Here is a 16,164-nt window from a genome sequence, read left to right as displayed (position 1 = left end):
TCACTGCTAAAAAAATAAAAAAACACATCATTTATGCAATGACGTGATTTTTTTCTTATTCATCTATCCAGTTTTTCAACTTTAAATACACTTCTTCTTTTCTTTGCTCGCCTAAATGGTGAATGTCAAAAAGCTCGGACAACCAAATTCCATCTGTTGCTAATCGGATAATTGTGGCTTTCACCGGGTCGATTCCGTCTTGTTCAATTTGGATCTGCCATTCGTTGTAAAGGTCGCGGATTGGATCCAATAAATCAGAATTCACTGCTTTAGCCGCTAATAAGCCCGCATGCATTTCTTTATTTGGATAAGGATTATTGAATGTTACATCCGCGTAGGATTGAATCCATTTCCCTTTTTCTTTTGTTGATTCAGCTACCGAAGCAGCAATTTTATCCCGGTAATTTTCAGCCAAATGGTCCACCATCCCTTTGACCAAAGCTTCCTTAGAAGGGAAATGGTAAAGCAGGCCTCCCTTGCTGACTCCAGCTTCAATCGCTGTAGCTTCTAAAGTTAAATTAAAAATGCCCCGCTCACTGACAATTTTCGATGCTGCATGTAGAATCTCGATTTTTCTGGTAGCTCTGGCCATGTAAATCTCCTTTTCAGAATGGATTTGATTTTCACTATACTACCTGGACGGTTTTTTTTCAAATTCGACTCAGTGTTAGCAAGCTTTTGGAAAAGGGTATGTTCAACTAACAGCATTTAATTTTAAAGGAGCGTGATTGTGTGTATAGATTTTTTATTCTGCTAATTATGATTTTGTTGCTGGCTGCCTGCGGAGAAGAAGCACCTGACACAAGTGAAGAAAGTCAGACAGAAGTTACTGCCCCTGACGGAGAATTGGATCCAACCTCTCCAGAGGAAGCTGAAAACGCAGAGTTTGCGAGTTTTGAAGAGTTAATTTCTGGAACGATTGAAGAAGGCACTGGTGTTTCCGTCCAGGGCACAGTTGAAGAATTGGCAGACGACATCGCCTTTCCTTCATTTATCATCGAAAATGGAGAAAACCGCATCTATATTCGGAATATGGCAGAAACGCCGGTGGAGGTGGGTGACAGTATTTCAGCGGATGGTATCTTTGATGGCAACGCCGAGGAAGATATGCCGATGATTTCTGCTTCCATCATTGAAAAAGACGAGTAATGGCCATGCAAAAAAGCCTTTCCCTATGTGGAAAGGCTTTTTTCACGGCCAGCTGCTTAATCCAGCTCCGAGATTTCAATAATGGTATTTTCTGCATAGTGATTTGACGAATCATCTCTGATAGCCAAGTCACCTAACGAAACAATGCCAATTATTCGTTCGTTCGCTACAATCGGAAGCCTGCGGATCTTATGGATGGCCATTAACTCAGCCGCTTCCTCAACGGTAAGGCTCACCGTTCCGGTAATAACTTCCGCCGATAGGATTTCCGCGATAGCAGCATCACTTGGAATCTGTTCAGCAAGCCCGCGAATGACGATGTCGCGATCTGTAACGATTCCAACCAAACGCCCATCTTCACAGATGGGAATTGACCCTACATTTATTTCACGCATCATTGAGGCAACTTCTTGAAGCGTTGATTCGGGTCTGCACGTTTCGACGTCTGTCGTCATGATATCTTCGATTCTCATCCCTTCTGCCTCCTCAAGTACTCTCATTACTTATAGCTTAACCGATTTGCCGTTTAGCAAACGTCAATTATTAAAAGAAAGAAGGAATCAGTTCATTTGAACCGACTCCTTCTTATCCACTTAGTATTTTAAACCCACTGCCAGCTAGTTATTCCACTAGTTGAATAAACTGTTTTGTCCGCTCATTTTGTGGGTTTTCAAAGAAATTCTTTGGATCTGCAGATTCAATGATCCTTCCTTCATCAATCATGATGATGCGATCCGCCACTTCTTTGGCGAACTTCATCTCATGGGTGACAACGACCATAGTCATTCCTTCTTCAGCCAACTGCTTCATAACCTGCAGCACTTCCCCAACCAGTTCCGGATCCAGTGCTGACGTCGGTTCATCAAACAGCATGACTTTCGGCTGCATGGCAAGTGACCGGGCTATAGCAACACGCTGCTTTTGCCCTCCGGAAAGCTTACTCGGATAGACATCAGCTTTATCTTCCAAACCTACCTTTTTGAGCAATTCCGCTCCCAGTTTTTTGGCTTCTTCCTTCTTCATCTTTTTGACAGTGATGGGTGCTTCTATTACATTTTCCAGTACTGTTTTATGAGGAAAAAGGTTGAAATGCTGAAATACCATACCAACTTCTGCACGAATTTTTGTTAAGTTATCCTTTTTCGGATTGACTGTGTGGCCATCAATGGTAATTTTTCCTTCATTGATCATTTCAAGAAAGTTAAAGCATCTGAGAAGTGTACTTTTCCCGGAGCCGCTGACTCCGACAAGTACGACAACTTCCTGTGGCCTGACGTGAAGATCCACGCCTTTCAGTACCTCGAGGTCACCAAAGGATTTATGAATGTTTTCTCCAATAATCATGTTAGTCCCTCCTTAGGCTCTGTCGACATCGAGTTTGTTTTCATACAAACGCAACAAGAATGTGAAAATCATGACAAGCACGAGGTAGTAGAGCGCAACAACCAGGAACGATTCAAATGGCTGGTAGGATTGTGCTGCTTCCCGGTTTCCAAGTGAGAAGATTTCGGCTACCCCGATAATATAAACGAGTGATGAGTCTTTCAATGTAATGATGAACTGGTTGCCAAGCGGTGGAATCGAACGGCGCAATGCCTGCGGAAAAACGATTCGGCTCATTGTCTGGCGGCGGTCCATCCCAAGTGACATACTGGCTTCCCGCTGTCCAGGATCAATTCCCTGAATCGAGCCGCGGAAAATTTCTGCAATATACGCACCATTATGGACACCGAGCGCTATAGCTCCAGCCCAAAAGTTCGACATCGTATAAAGTTCAACAATGCCAAAATACAAGAACATAATCTGCACGATCAGCGGGGTTCCGCGAATGATCGTGATGTAAATATTGGCAATAGCCCGTAAAATTTTCGATCCTGAAATTTTCATCAACGCAAAGACCAGTCCGATGACTGTCCCTAAAATTACACCGATTGCTGTCAGTTGAAGCGTAACAACAGTGGCTTCTAAAAATCCAGGGTATGTTCGCATGAATACATCATATACTGTTGTAAATATCTCTGGCATGCCTTCCACTCCTCTTCATCTCAAATAATTATTCGAGAACTTCTACGCCTTCAAGATCTATATCGAGGAGATTGCGGCCAAACCATTTTTGTGAAATCTCTTCATACGTTCCGTTTTCAATGATTGTATCCAATGCCTCATCTATAGCCTGAAGCAATGCTTCGTCTTCTTGGCGAACAGCGATTGATGGTTGTTCAACCCATAATGGATCGCCGACCATTTCAACTGCCAGTCCTTCATTTTGTGCTTCAAAACCGACAACATCTGCTGTAATTACTGCATCCAACCGGCCTTCAACTGTCAAATCCTGCAATGCGACTACGTCACTGGAGTAAATTTGAATATCATCTGTGAATTCTTGGGCAGCTGTATCATATGTACTTTGCCCTACTACACCGATTTTAACGCCTTCCAAATCTTCAGCAGACTGGATTTCGGTATTTCCTTCACGGACGAAAATTGCTCCACCTGAATAATAATATGGATCTGAAAATGCAACTTGCTCAGCACGTTCTGCCGTATTTGACATCGAGCCGATAATGGCATCATAACGGTTGGTGTTCAATCCTTGTATAATCGTTTCAAATGGCGTCGTTACCGGATTCGGCTCCAGACCCATCTCTTCTGCAAGTGCATTGCCGATTTCAATATCAAACCCTGTAAGATTTCCGCCTTCTTCAAAACTGAAAGGCTTGTAAAGACCACTTGAAGCAGTAGTAAACATGCCATCTTCCAGCAAGTTCAAATCACTGCTCTCGCCTTCCGTACCTGATCCTTCTTCCGAACTGGATGAGTCGTCCCCTCCACAAGCTGCTAACACTACTCCTGCGGAAAAAATTACGCTTAAAAATGATAATTTCTTTTTCATCTTTCTCTCCCCTTTTCGTTTATAATTGACCAAATCGCCGAGGCGTTTCGGAACTTCCTAATGAATTGCGTGCTGCTACATAAAAATATTGCGTTCTTTGTAGACCGCTTCAACCTTCGCTAAATTAGCATTTACCTTTGCCTGTTCTTTGACATAAACAAATCGCATGATTGAAGTCAAAAGTGCGTGGACAGAAGTGTACGAATCAATGTTTAAATTTGTGTTCACGGATACGGTCAGTACATGGTCTGCATATGCAAGTGCCGGAGAATCTGCCGAATCAGTCAAAACGATTACATCCGCTCCTCGTGATTTTGCACTCTTTAATGTATCAATGACCATTCTGGAATAACGCGGGAAAACAAAAGCAATTACCAAATCGCCCTTTGCCATCTTAGAGAGCTGGGTGTAATATTCCCCTGTCGAAGAATACATCATCTCTGTATGGTCAAGTGCCAGGTTCAGCCAATTGGAAAACCAATGCGCTATGCCATAATCAAAAAAATTGCCGGTCACATAGATTCTGTCTGCCTGGCTGATTCTGTCAACAACCTTTAGAAGTTGATCTTCTTTAATCGTTTTTTTCAGTTTCACGATACTGGAAATATCCGCATCAAGCAGATTTTCCAAAAAAGACTGATCAGCGACTGGTTCCGGTATTTTTTGTTCGGCCTTTTCCAATCGTTCTTCAGCTAATTTACGCTGCACAACCTGTTGAAATTCCGCATATCCTGTGTACCCGAGCTTTTGTGTCCACCGTATCACCGTCGATTCACTGACATTGACACGCCTGCCGACTTCAAGAGCAGAAGAGAACGCTAAAAAAATGGGCTCTTTAAAAAACAAATCACCGACTTTTTTTTGGCCTGAACTAAATTCCGGGTAAGAATTAGACACACTTCGCAGTAAATCCTGCATATTTAACGCCTCCACTTGAAGAACACACTCATTTACTCTTCTAAAGTATACTATTATGCAGGAAACCCTGCAATAGTTTACAGAAAATTCAACGCTGACAATATTATCAGACAGGGAAAAGCGGGTGCGGAAGGCTTGTTCTAGAGGCGATCAGAGCTCTTTGTTTCAGAAAAAACATTTATTAAAATTATTACTTTTATCTAAGTAAACACGCTATTCCCTTTAAAGTAGCCGCTTTCAATTCAGAGGATAGGTAATATAGATAATTTGATATAAGGTTTTATGCCCGTTTTTTGTAAAATTAAAACTCTGTAGTCCCATTCGGGCTTTAAATATAACGATTCTATTTGTTTAATAGCTATGGTTTTCATATTTTGATTCTATTCCTGTATAATCTTTGTATAAGTCAATTTATTGAGGGGCTGTTCAGGGTGTGGGAAAATCGGATTTTTAAACTTTTTATTTTTTGGTACATATGCGGCGTCATTTTACTTGGCTTTGATCTTCTTCCCTCTTGGTTGGAATGGGCAAATGCATTCTTTTTGATGCTGGCTGGTACACTCGGCTTTTTATATTTCATTAAGCGTTTTGGCGCTGTTAGTGGATCAATGCTCGGCATCCTCATTTTCTTTTCAACATTCATTGTAGAATGGGCGGGCGCAGACAGTGGATTTCTTTTTGGTTCCTATGATTATACAGACCGGTTTGCGCCAAATGTCTTCGGTGTTCCGGTTGCCATCGGTTTCGCCTGGTTGATGGTCATGGCCACTACACATGTCATCGCGCGCTGGATTGTGCCTGCCGGCGGCTTACTGTATGCCGCAGTTGGCGGCATAGGAGCGGTAATTATTGATCTGATCATCGATCCTGTAGCCTACCAAATCAAACAATATTGGATTTGGGAAGATACCGGCATTTATTATGAAATTCCATGGACCAATTTTTTTGGATGGTTTGTCGTGGCATTCGTCCTTCATCTGATCATCGACTTGGCCATGAAAAAGAAATCTATGGCAATAGCATCCGAATTGCCTGAAAAACGGATGGTTGTGCTGTATGTATTGATGATTGCCATGTTTATCATGCTGGGGGCAATTGGGGGATTGTGGTTGGCTGCTTTCTTAACAACTGTTTTGACTGCTGTGATTGTCCTAGTGGCATGGAAGAGGCGACCTGTATGATCGATGCAAAAAAATCGGCTTTATTTGAAACGGGCTTTAACATGTACTTAACGCCGCTCATCCGCACTTCTTTTTCCCGAATGCTCGGGCAAGGTGTGGAAGCTATACCAAAGAAACCGGTATTGTTTATCGCCAATCACAGTTCCTGGTGGGATGGCCTGCTGTTCTTCTATTTGAACCGTACAGTCTGGCGTCACGATATCCATATGATGATGCACGAAGAAGGGCTCCAAAAGCACCCTTATTTTCGATACTTGGGTGCATTTTCCATCAACCGCAAAAAACCGAAAGAGATTCTGACGTCGCTGCAATACGCCGAGGCCTTGTTGAAGCAAGGGAAATCAGTTGTGCTTTTCCCTCAAGGAGATGAATTTCATCTTGAAACAAGGCCACTCGCATTCCAGACAGGTGCCGCATACCTGATGGAGCATTGTCCGGAAGTGCCGGTTGTGCCTCTCAGCTTTTATTATTCCTTCGGTCATCAGCAAAAACCCGAAATTTGGGTTCGCCAGCACCCAGTGATATCGACCGATACTTTGAAACACTTGTCGCGAAAAGAGAAAACCGCCTATCTTCAAGAGCTTTCAATAGAACAGCTCGATTCTTTGAGAGATACAGTCATCAGTGAAAACAGCGAAGGGTTTCGGCCACTCGGAAAAAGGAGAAGATGATTATGGCCATCTATATCGGAATCCACCTTTTCTTTCTTGCCTGGATCATCATCAATCGCCTGTTTCTTCCAGCCCTGCCCAAGCAGCCGCAGCTTTCTGCTGACCCTTTGGTATCCGTACTGGTTCCCATGAGAAACGAAGAACGCAATGTAGAGGTTCTGATAAAGTCCTTAAAGAATTCTACATATGGGCATGCAGAGTTCATCATTTTAAATGACCAATCGACAGATGGTACTCAAGCGGAGCTGGAACGTGCGATTGCCGAAGATTCCCGCTTCACCATCCTGCATGGTACCCAATTGCCGGATGGCTGGGTCGGCAAAGTGCACGCCTGCCATCAGCTTCAGCAAGCCGCTTCCGGAGACTATTTGCTGTTTGTCGATGCAGATGTCCGCTTCCGGCCAAAAGCCATCGAACAGTCGCTTTCGTTGATGCAGCAAAAAGGCGCCCAACTGCTCACAGGTTTCCCCGCTTTTGATGTAGCGCCTTTTCTCAGCAAGCTTCTTGTCCCGATGCTGCATTTTGTGATTTTATTCCACCTGCCTCTGGCATTAGCCAATTACACTAAATTTAAAGCAGCAACCGCGGCCAATGGCATGTGGATGATGTTTGAAAGCAGAAGCTACCAAAAAATCGGTGGACATACAGCTGTCTATGATTCGCTGGTCGAAGATGTCCACATTGCACGCAAAGTAAAAAAGCACGGCTTCAAAGTCGTGCTGGCAAATATCACGATGTCCGTAAAATGCCGGATGTATACGACCAACGCTGAAGTGTGGGAAGGCTTCCTGAAAAACAGCTATGCTGGAATCGGCCGGTCACCCGTTATAGCCACAGCCCTCATTTTGTTCTATTCAATCTTTTACATCCTCCCGCCGTTTCTGGCTCTTTACGGCTTGTTCAGTGGATTTTATTGGTGGATCGTTCCGTACTTGCTGACAGTTGCTCAGCGCTGGTATGTGGACATGGTAACCAATCAGCGCTGGTACCTGTCGTTCCTCATTCCCCTGCAGGCAGCCGCCATGCTTGCTGTATTGGTTGAATCGATGCGCAAATCCTTTAAAAAACAGCCGTATTCGTGGAAAGGAAGGCATTATTCATGAAAAAAATTGTCATAGTCGGCGGTGGACTGGGTGGACTTGCTTCTGCAGTGACGCTAGCCCATGCTGGATTCGACGTGGAACTCTTTGAAAAGAATAGTCACCTAGGGGGCAAACTGATGCCTGTCGAGCTGGGGAACTACCGTTTTGATTTCGGTCCGAACACCATCACGATGCCAGCTGTCTTTAACCAGGTCATTTCCCAGACCGGTGAAAAACCACAGGATCATCTGAATTTTATTCCCTTGCAATCCCATACCCGCAATCATTTTCCGGATGGCAGTCTATTCGATTTTACCAGCGACCAGAACCAGATGATTCAACAACTCAAAACCTTTGATCCTTCGGCTGCCGACAAGTACCAGGCGTTCATCAAAGAAATCAGCCGCTTGTATCGTTATTCAGAACGCTACTTTTTCCCGGTGACGTTTCAATCCTGGCGCGATTACCTATCGCCTTCTCTCGGATTTGCTCTTCTTAAAGTGCGGCCGGCAGAATCGATGCATCATTTTTTCCAGCGCTATTTCACAAATCCTTTGCTCGTTCAGGCATTCGACCGGTATGCCACGTACATCGGCTCCTCCCCTTACAAAGCACCAGCTACTTTCTCCATGATTGCTTACTTGGAATTGGTGGAAGGCGTCTATTACACAAAAGGCGGAAACACCGGAATCGCTAACGCGTTTGCTGCTGTGGCGAGGAAATGCGGTGCTCAATTGCACACCAACACAGAGGTCAAAAGAATTGTGACAAATGGCGGAAAAGCTCAGGGCATCGAGCTCGCAGACGGGACCCGTATTAGGGCAGATCTGGTTATTTTAAACGGAGATCTGTTGTCTGCCTTTCCTTCCTTGGTAGCAGAATCCGAACGGCCATCGTTGAACGATGCTAAAGTGGCTGCTTTTGAACCATCGATTTCGGCTTTCGTCATCACTGTCGGGTTGTCTGAACGGCTCGATGTTCTGAAGCACCACAATGTCTTTTTCTCAACGGACTATCGTCAGGAGTTCCATGATTTATTTGATGCTTCAATCTACAGCAACGAACCGACAGTCTATATCAGCAACTCTTCCTATACAGATCCTTCAATTTCACCGGATGGCGACAACCTGTTCATTTTAGTCAATGCACCCGCATTGACCAAAGAAGGTGATCTGCAAATTGAACCTGAGGTTTACAAAGAACGAATCTACGACTTTCTGTTAAGCTACGGCGTTGATATTCGCAGCCATTTAGCTGAAGAAAAAATCTTCACGCCGGCTTTTATCCGCGACAAGTTCGGGTCATTCCGCGGCGCACTTTATGGCCCTTCATCCAATCGGCCAAAAGACGCCTTCCTCCGCCCGCCCAATGCCAGCCGTGACATTCGCAATCTGTTTTTCGTCGGCGGCAGTACCCATCCCGGCGGCGGATCGCCCATGGTCGTATTGAGCGGCTTGAATGTCGCCAACAACATTATTGCGAAATTTAAAAAGACACCGCCATCACAATGATGGCGATGTCTTTTCCAGTTTAATGGTTATGCCTAGAGCACACGGGCGCTTCCGCTTTTCTTATTGTCCAGACTCCAGCGCCCAGCTCTTTGGGTCATAAGCCAGCCCGACTGCGCGGCAAAAAGCGCCGCTTCGCCGGTCTCTCTTATGCCCGTCAGAGCTACACGGGCGCTTCCGCTTTTCTTCATTGTCCAGACTCCGGCAGCCAGCCCCTCGAGTCGCTTCAGCCTTACCGGCAATGGCAAAGACCGCCATTACCGGTAAGGTTTCCAGCGCTTGTCGGAGCTACACGGCTGCCTCCGCTTTTCGTACTACAAACAAGCTAGTATTGCTTGTTTCGACTCTTCTGGTACATAGTGCTTTTCAAGGAAGACATTATATTGTTTAGAACGGATGGTGACTAAAATTTCACGATATACTAATGCCGCCCCTTTTACAGGAACTCTCGAAGATAAAGGATAATCTTGGATGGTTTCAAATGCTTTTTTGTAATGGAATTCCGCTTTTTCGGCCAGTTCTTCCCATACTGCAATAAATTGAGGAGTTACTACTCCGGAGCGAAGCTCTTCTTCGCATAGCTCATATTTCCCCATGATTTCTTCAGGCAAATAAATTCGGCCCATTTTCAAGTCTTCGCCAATATCCCGAAGAATGTTGGTGATCTGCATGGCGTATCCTAGTGAAATAGCGCCTTCTTTTAGGACGTTGGTCTTGCCTGGAGCCAAGATAGGCAGCAACATTAACCCGACTGTACTCGCCACATGATAGCTGTAATTCAACAGCTCTTCCATCGTCCGGTAGCGGTTGATGGTCAAATCCATTTCTTGACCGGTAATTAAACCCGAGAATGCTTCTACATCCATTTCGTAGTTTTCGAATACATGCGCCAAAGCTACCCACATCGGATTTTCAGTATCGTAGATGCCCGTCTGAAATTTTTCAAAATCGAACTTGAATTCTTCAAGTTCTTCTTTGGAATTCTGTCCTTCGTCCACAATATCGTCCACTGTCCGGCAAAACGTATAAACAGCCCAAACGGCTTTACGTTTTTCCTTTGGCAGCAAGGAAAATGCTTTGTAAAAACTCTTTGAATTTACAGCGATAACTTGTTCACAGGAGGTATAAGCATCTTTTAAATTCATCATGCATTGCTCCTTTCCTTTGCAAAATCGCCTTGGATTTGCTCTGCCAGCAGCTTTGCACCTTGCATGACAATCGGAATGCCTCCTCCGGGATGGACAGAAGCGCCGACTGCATACAAGCGATCCGTTTTATATGGTTTGACTTGGGGACGGAAAACACCCGACTGGAACAACGTTGGACCGATTCCAAAACTGCCCCCTTTAAAGAGGCCAAAAGCTTCTGCTTCTGTCGGTGTACGGACTTCCATCCATTCAACTGCTTTCCGGAAATCCGGAAAAGCCAACTCTTCCATGCGGTCAATTATTTTTTCAATCCAGGCCGTATCGTTCGCCCAGTCAATATCTGTCCCTGAAGGTACGGGAACCAATACATAGAGAACGCCTTTCCCTTCAGGAGCAAGCGAATCATCTATCTTTGACGGATGGAAAGTATAAATTGCCGGATTTTCCGTTTTCTGTTTTTTCACAAATACATCGTCCATGTGGTCTTCATAACTATCGCCAATGAAAAATTGATGAACATTTCCTTCTTCGTATACTTTATTTAGTCCAAAATACAGCAACACGCATCCGGAAGAAGCTGTATAGCTCTTCTTCTTCTGTTCGGGCAAAACTTTTTCAATGCCAGGGAAATCGCCATTATAAACAATCGCATCAAACTCTTCATAGCCCTCTGCTGTTTCGATTGCTTTGGCTTTCCCGTCTTCTGTCACAATCCGCTTCACTGGACAGTTTGTTTGGATGGTCGCATTTGGGCGTTGCCGCAGCTCTTTTTCCAAAACAGGAATGAGGCTGCCGTAACCGCCTTTCAAATAATATACTCCATGTTCGTGTTCACTGAAAGGAACAAGCGAATACATGGCCGGCGCGCGGAACGGGTCCCCACCGATATAAAGGGATTGCAGCGAGTAAGCCAACTGCAGCCGTTCATCGCGGAAATAATTTGACGTGAGCTTTTTGACTGACTGTTGAGGCTTCAGTTTTAATAGTTTCTTGATGTTTGCAGCTGTAAAAAAATCGGCTTTATTAACAAATGAATGCTCTAAAAATGATGACTTTCCGATTTCAAATCGCTTGCGCCCTTCTGAAATGTACCGAAGGAATCCTTCTTTTTCAGCAGGGAACACATTTTCGATTTCTTCCAGCTGTCGGTTGATATCGGGATATTTGGTGTATACCGTACCATCTGGAAAACGAATGGAATAAAGTGGATCGCATAGTAACAATTCGATATCTTCAGCAGCAATACCTGCCTGCTGAAGAAGATCCTGAAACATTTCAGGCAACAAGACAATTGTCGGGCCCTGATCTACTTTAAAGCCATCTCTTTCCACAAAAGTTAAACGGCCGCCAAGCTTTTCTTCTTTCTCAAAAATGGTGACATCAAAGCCCATATCCGTTAAATACAGTGCACCCATCATACCGCCGACGCCGCCGCCGATCATAGCGATTTTCATGCAAATCCCTCCAGTGCCGGTAGAGGCAAAATCGGAATTCCTTTTTTTCCATGCTGCTCAAGAATGCCATTGGCCGTAATGCGGGCAGATTCCAGGATCGTTGGCAATCCGCTTCCTGGATGAGTTCCCCCGCCAACCAACCAGCAACTTTCCAATTCCTCAAATTTGTTGTGTGGCCGAAATACCATCATTTGCGTTAATTGGTGCCCCAGGTTGAATGTCGCTCCCTGATACACTGAATAATCTTCCTGCCATCCCATCGGTGTCAGCATTTTTTCGACTTCGATATGGTCCCGCAGATTTTTAAACTCGGACTTTTCTTCAATGATATCCAAAACCAACTCCCGAAACGCATGCTGTTCTTTTTCCCAGCCAATGTCGCTAAAGTTATTTGGGACAGGAGCTAAAATATACAAGGCAGATTTCCCTTCTGGCGCTAGTGTTGGATCCGTTACACTGGCGTTTTGTACATAGATGGAAGGATCTGCGGAAAGAATGCGCGATTTTGTCATCTCTTCTACATTCTTCTTATAATCTTTCGAAAATATAATGGTGTGGTGAGACAAGTCGTACTTTTTATCAAGGCCCAAATAAAGCATAAATGTGGAGCAGGAATATTTTTTCTTCGCCAGTTTTTCCGGCGTGTATTTTTTCAGGATTCCTGGTTCAACCAAATGGTTCATAACGTGTGCAAAGTCACCGTTAATAATGACTTCGTCCGCCGCTTCACGCTGTCCATTTTCCAGATCTACCCCTTTAACTTTTCGGTTTTCAATCCATAGTTTTTTGACGCCTGTGCTGGTATGAATTTTACCGCCAAGTTCTTCAACAACTTTTGCCATTGCCTGAGACAATTGGTTTACGCCTCCAATTGGATGGTAAATACCATAAGCATGCTCCATATACGACAGGATGGAAAAAGCTCCTGGACATTCCCATGGCGACATTCCCAAATATTTGGACTGGAAGGCAAAGGCCATCTTTAATCGTTCATCCTTAAAGTAGCGGGATAAAACATCATACAGAGTTTTGTTCACTTCAAGTTCCGGCAAAGCCCTTAAAACTTTCGGCTGGATCATACTAAAATAGCTATCCATCTTTGATTGCAGCATGGGCGATAGAACTTCCAGTTTCTTTCCTGTTTCTTTCATGAAACGCTCGTATCCATCACCGTCGCCTTTGAAGTTTTCATTGATTTGTTTCTTCATTTCCTGGTTATTTCTTGTCATTATCAGGTTTTGATCTTCAAAAATCAATTCGTACATAGGGTCCAATTCAACTGCATTCATGTAATCTTTTAAATTGCGGCCGGTCGTTTCAAATAACTCTTCTACCAAATGCAGCATACTCAAAAAAGTCGGGCCTGTATCAAAAGTAAAATCACCTAAACGCAGCTCTGCATTTCTGCCACCTACCCAAGGCTGTTTCTCATAGACATCCACTTCGTATCCTCTACTCGCCAATAACATGGCTGCAGCTAAGCCGCCAGGTCCGGCCCCTATCACAATCATCTTCTCCGACATAACAGATGCCTCCAATTCAAATAGCCCTAATAATTCTACATTTATTATACAAATATTATACCGTCAAACTCAAAAAAAGACTATTCATTTGAATTTAGGCTCTTTCAAAATTGTTGCACCTTGGCGAACCGCCATTTTCGAGGATAGATCCCCTTTGCAAAACCTCGGCAAATCCTCCTTTAATCATGACAAATAAAAACCCAAAAAAGGCCGGCTCATTTTCATGAGCCGGCCTTTGCTTATTTCAATATTTTTATTTTTACGTTCTTGCGTCCCCACTTAAGGGCGCTGCTTTGAGTAGGAATGAAGACATCGATTTTGTTTCCTTTGATGGCACCGCCAGTATCTCCAGCGACTGCATAGCCGTAGCCTTCAACATGGACTTTCGTTCCAAGTGGAATAACTTTCGGATCTACCGCAATGACTTTGAGGCCAGGGTTTTTCTTTAAGTTAAGGCCGGTGCGGGTAATTCCTGAACACCCTTTGCAGTAGGCTGTGTAGGCAGTTGCACTAACTGTGAATTCTTTAACTACTGATCCGCTTGTAGAGCGGGATGGAGTAGTTTTTTTCGAAACCGTCTTTGCTGCCGGTTTCTTTAATTGAAGTTTTTGTTTTGGATAAATTGTATTGGACTTTAAACCGTTCCAAATCTTCAAGTTGCTGACTGTTACTTTTTGCGTTTTTGAAATCTTATAGAGTGTGTCCCCACTTTTTACTGTGTATGTGTTTGATGCTGCTGAGCTCTGAATCGAAGTTGCTAGGAATAAAATCAGTGCAAAACTTAAGACCGCCAATAGTTTTTTCAATCTGCTATCCCCTTTGCTTTTTGTAAGTACAATTAAAATAGCACGGGAATATTACAGACACGTGACAATTAAGGGCATCTTTCATTACAATACCGCTTCAATTTGTGACATAAGTATTGTATGGACTCATTTTAAACCCTAAATATTGGAATAATAAAAGCCTTTTATACCATTCTATATGACATGCCCCAAATATATTTCCTGGGAAATGAAAAAGCACAGGCTGATGATCAGCCTGTGCTTCCCTTTATTTATTCGCTTTGTGCACTTTCAGCGTTTTTCCTTTTACCGTCTTATCTTTCATTGCTTTCAACACCATTGGTCCTTTGCCGTTCAGAATATCGATATATGTCACCGTATCCTGAATTTTGATGATTCCGATGTCTTCAGCCGTCACACCTGGGATGCTTGTCAATGTTCCGACAAAATCAAAGGCACGAAGCTTTTTTTTCTTGCCGCCATTAAAGTACAGCTTGAGGATATCCTTATTGACTTGCTCGTTTTTATTCCTCTTCAGCTTTGGACGGCTTTCAAGTTTCTCAGTAAATGCCTGCGTTGCTTCTTCTACTTCGTATGTGGAAGGAGAAGTTCTGCGAGAGATTTCAAATCCGATATATTCTTCAATCTCATCCAGGAATTTGTCTTCGTTTGGAGTGACAAACGAAATTGCTTTTCCTGTTTTCCCAGCTCGTCCGGTACGGCCTGCACGATGTACATAGCTTTCCTTTTCCATTGGCAGGTCGTAGTTGATGACATGCGTGATGCTGTCGATATCAATTCCGCGTGCCGCAACATCCGTTGCCACTAAGTAGCGGAATTCACCACGCTTAAAATCATTCATGACCGCAGTCCGATCTTCCTGCAGCATGCCGCCGTGCAATTTATCGCATGTATAAAAATGTTTTTCCAATTGTTCCATGACAAAATCAACATTGTCTTTTGTCCGGCAGAAAATAATGCAGCTGTCAGGATTTTCAATGATGGTCACATTACGCAACAAGGCAAACTTTTTCTGCTCTGCGACAACAAACAGTGAATGATCGATTTGGGCAGCGAGGTTTTCTGCTGACGCAATTTCAATATGCTGCGGATCGATCATGTATTTTTTCTGCAAATTTTCAACATTTTCAGGCAAGGTTGCTGAAAATAACATGGTTGTGCGCTGCTTCGGCAACTTATTGATGATTGCTTCCACCTGCTCCACAAAGCCCATATTCAGCATTTCATCCGCTTCATCCAAAACCAGGTACTCTATTCGCTCAAGGTTTAATGTCCCGCGTTCGATATGGTCAAAAACACGTCCTGGCGTTCCTACTACTACGTGGCATTTTTGCTTCAGCTCAGCCTGCTGGTAAGCGAAAGGCTGCTTGCCGTAGACCGCTGCCGCTTTGATGCGCTTAAAACGGCCGATATTCGTTAAATCTTCTTTTACTTGGTCTGCCAGTTCCCGGGTCGGTGTCAAAATCAATGCCTGCGGCTTGTTTTCTTCCCAGTCGACCAATTCACAGATTGGAATTCCAAAGGCCGCTGTTTTCCCGCTGCCTGTTTGGGACTTGACCGTTAAGTCAGTCTTTGACAGCGCGACAGGTATCACTTTTCTTTGTACTTCTGTCGGTTCCGTATAGCCAAGTCCTTCCAGGGCCTTTACTATTGTTTCACTTATATCGTAATCGCTAAATTGTCTGTTGTTCATAATTGCTCTCCATCTCCGTTCAAAAATTTCAGGTTCTCCTATTATCGCACGGATTAGAAAATTCTGCCGTTAAACGATTATTAAGATTTATCCCATTTTAACGGCTTCAGGCTGAAGATTGCCATGGTAATCAACCTT

16 protein-coding genes are annotated in these 16,164 nt (G+C 43.9%); 5 read left to right on the top strand and 11 right to left on the bottom strand.

Features of this window, described 5'->3' with window-relative positions:
- Positions 1 to 55 precede the first annotated feature (55 nt).
- The gene (locus QOZ98_RS03940; protein WP_308786205.1) at positions 56 to 592 is read right to left on the bottom strand and encodes a TetR/AcrR family transcriptional regulator; all 537 of its coding nucleotides are present in this window, start codon (positions 590 to 592) and stop codon (positions 56 to 58) included.
- A 140-nt stretch (positions 593 to 732) separates the two neighbouring features.
- Here QOZ98_RS03940 and QOZ98_RS03935 point away from each other — a divergent pair, with 140 nt between their 5' ends.
- The gene (locus QOZ98_RS03935) at positions 733 to 1,149 is read left to right on the top strand and encodes a hypothetical protein (RefSeq protein WP_308786204.1); all 417 of its coding nucleotides are present in this window, start codon (positions 733 to 735) and stop codon (positions 1,147 to 1,149) included.
- Positions 1,150 to 1,205: 56 nt separating this feature from the next.
- Here QOZ98_RS03935 and QOZ98_RS03930 read toward each other — a convergent pair whose 3' ends face one another.
- From QOZ98_RS03930 to QOZ98_RS03910, 5 genes are all read right to left on the bottom strand, one after another.
- A complete protein-coding gene (locus QOZ98_RS03930; RefSeq protein WP_308786203.1) occupies positions 1,206 to 1,622 on the bottom strand; it encodes a CBS domain-containing protein in 417 nt (138 codons plus the stop codon).
- Between the two features lie 148 nt (positions 1,623 to 1,770).
- On the bottom strand, positions 1,771 to 2,493 hold the full coding sequence (locus QOZ98_RS03925) for an amino acid ABC transporter ATP-binding protein (protein ID WP_308786202.1): 723 nt from the start codon (positions 2,491 to 2,493) through the stop codon (positions 1,771 to 1,773).
- A gap of 12 nt (positions 2,494 to 2,505) precedes the next feature.
- Entirely contained in the window at positions 2,506 to 3,174 is a 669-nt protein-coding gene (locus QOZ98_RS03920) for an amino acid ABC transporter permease (protein WP_308786201.1), read from the bottom strand.
- Positions 3,175 to 3,202: 28 nt separating this feature from the next.
- Positions 3,203 to 4,042: a transporter substrate-binding domain-containing protein gene (locus QOZ98_RS03915; RefSeq protein ID WP_308786200.1), complete on the bottom strand. Its 840-nt coding sequence runs from the start codon at positions 4,040 to 4,042 to the stop codon at positions 3,203 to 3,205.
- 75 nt (positions 4,043 to 4,117) lie between these two features.
- Positions 4,118 to 4,960: a MurR/RpiR family transcriptional regulator gene (locus QOZ98_RS03910; protein ID WP_308786199.1), complete on the bottom strand. Its 843-nt coding sequence runs from the start codon at positions 4,958 to 4,960 to the stop codon at positions 4,118 to 4,120.
- 431 nt (positions 4,961 to 5,391) lie between these two features.
- On the opposite strand from QOZ98_RS03910, the gene QOZ98_RS03905 reads away from it, so the two are divergent.
- The 4 genes from QOZ98_RS03905 to QOZ98_RS03890 are packed head-to-tail and all read left to right on the top strand — an operon-like array spanning position 5,392 to position 9,405.
- Positions 5,392 to 6,141: a carotenoid biosynthesis protein gene (locus QOZ98_RS03905; protein WP_308786198.1), complete on the top strand. Its 750-nt coding sequence runs from the start codon at positions 5,392 to 5,394 to the stop codon at positions 6,139 to 6,141.
- Positions 6,138 to 6,812 (top strand): lysophospholipid acyltransferase family protein, encoded by a 675-nt coding sequence (locus tag QOZ98_RS03900; RefSeq protein ID WP_308786197.1) that lies wholly within the window; start codon positions 6,138 to 6,140, stop codon positions 6,810 to 6,812. The genes QOZ98_RS03905 and QOZ98_RS03900 overlap by 4 nt, the downstream gene beginning before the upstream one ends.
- Positions 6,813 to 6,814: 2 nt before the next feature.
- The gene (locus QOZ98_RS03895; protein WP_308786196.1) at positions 6,815 to 7,915 is read left to right on the top strand and encodes a glycosyltransferase; all 1,101 of its coding nucleotides are present in this window, start codon (positions 6,815 to 6,817) and stop codon (positions 7,913 to 7,915) included.
- The gene (locus QOZ98_RS03890) at positions 7,912 to 9,405 is read left to right on the top strand and encodes a phytoene desaturase family protein (protein WP_308786195.1); all 1,494 of its coding nucleotides are present in this window, start codon (positions 7,912 to 7,914) and stop codon (positions 9,403 to 9,405) included. The genes QOZ98_RS03895 and QOZ98_RS03890 overlap by 4 nt, the downstream gene beginning before the upstream one ends.
- A gap of 311 nt (positions 9,406 to 9,716) precedes the next feature.
- Here the strand turns inward: QOZ98_RS03890 and QOZ98_RS03885 are convergent, their stop codons facing one another.
- The 5 genes from QOZ98_RS03885 to QOZ98_RS03865 all read right to left on the bottom strand — a co-directional run bounded on the left by QOZ98_RS03885 (position 9,717) and on the right by QOZ98_RS03865 (position 16,026).
- The gene (locus QOZ98_RS03885) at positions 9,717 to 10,550 is read right to left on the bottom strand and encodes a phytoene/squalene synthase family protein (RefSeq protein ID WP_308786194.1); all 834 of its coding nucleotides are present in this window, start codon (positions 10,548 to 10,550) and stop codon (positions 9,717 to 9,719) included.
- Complete coding sequence (locus tag QOZ98_RS03880; protein WP_308786193.1) at positions 10,547 to 12,004, bottom strand: phytoene desaturase family protein; 1,458 nt, start codon at positions 12,002 to 12,004, stop codon at positions 10,547 to 10,549. The genes QOZ98_RS03885 and QOZ98_RS03880 overlap by 4 nt, the downstream gene beginning before the upstream one ends.
- Positions 12,001 to 13,527: a phytoene desaturase family protein gene (locus QOZ98_RS03875; protein WP_142826799.1), complete on the bottom strand. Its 1,527-nt coding sequence runs from the start codon at positions 13,525 to 13,527 to the stop codon at positions 12,001 to 12,003. The genes QOZ98_RS03880 and QOZ98_RS03875 overlap by 4 nt, the downstream gene beginning before the upstream one ends.
- Before the next feature lie 239 nt (positions 13,528 to 13,766).
- Positions 13,767 to 14,333: a 3D domain-containing protein gene (locus QOZ98_RS03870; protein ID WP_407676697.1), complete on the bottom strand. Its 567-nt coding sequence runs from the start codon at positions 14,331 to 14,333 to the stop codon at positions 13,767 to 13,769.
- 247 nt (positions 14,334 to 14,580) lie between these two features.
- Complete coding sequence (locus QOZ98_RS03865; RefSeq protein ID WP_308786192.1) at positions 14,581 to 16,026, bottom strand: DEAD/DEAH box helicase; 1,446 nt, start codon at positions 16,024 to 16,026, stop codon at positions 14,581 to 14,583.
- Positions 16,027 to 16,164: the final 138 nt, after the last annotated feature.

This window comes from Planomicrobium stackebrandtii, from assembly GCF_030814955.1.
Classification (GTDB): Bacteria; Bacillota; Bacilli; order Bacillales_A; family Planococcaceae; genus Planococcus; species Planococcus stackebrandtii.
This window is presented reverse-complemented; position numbering and strand designations above follow the sequence as displayed.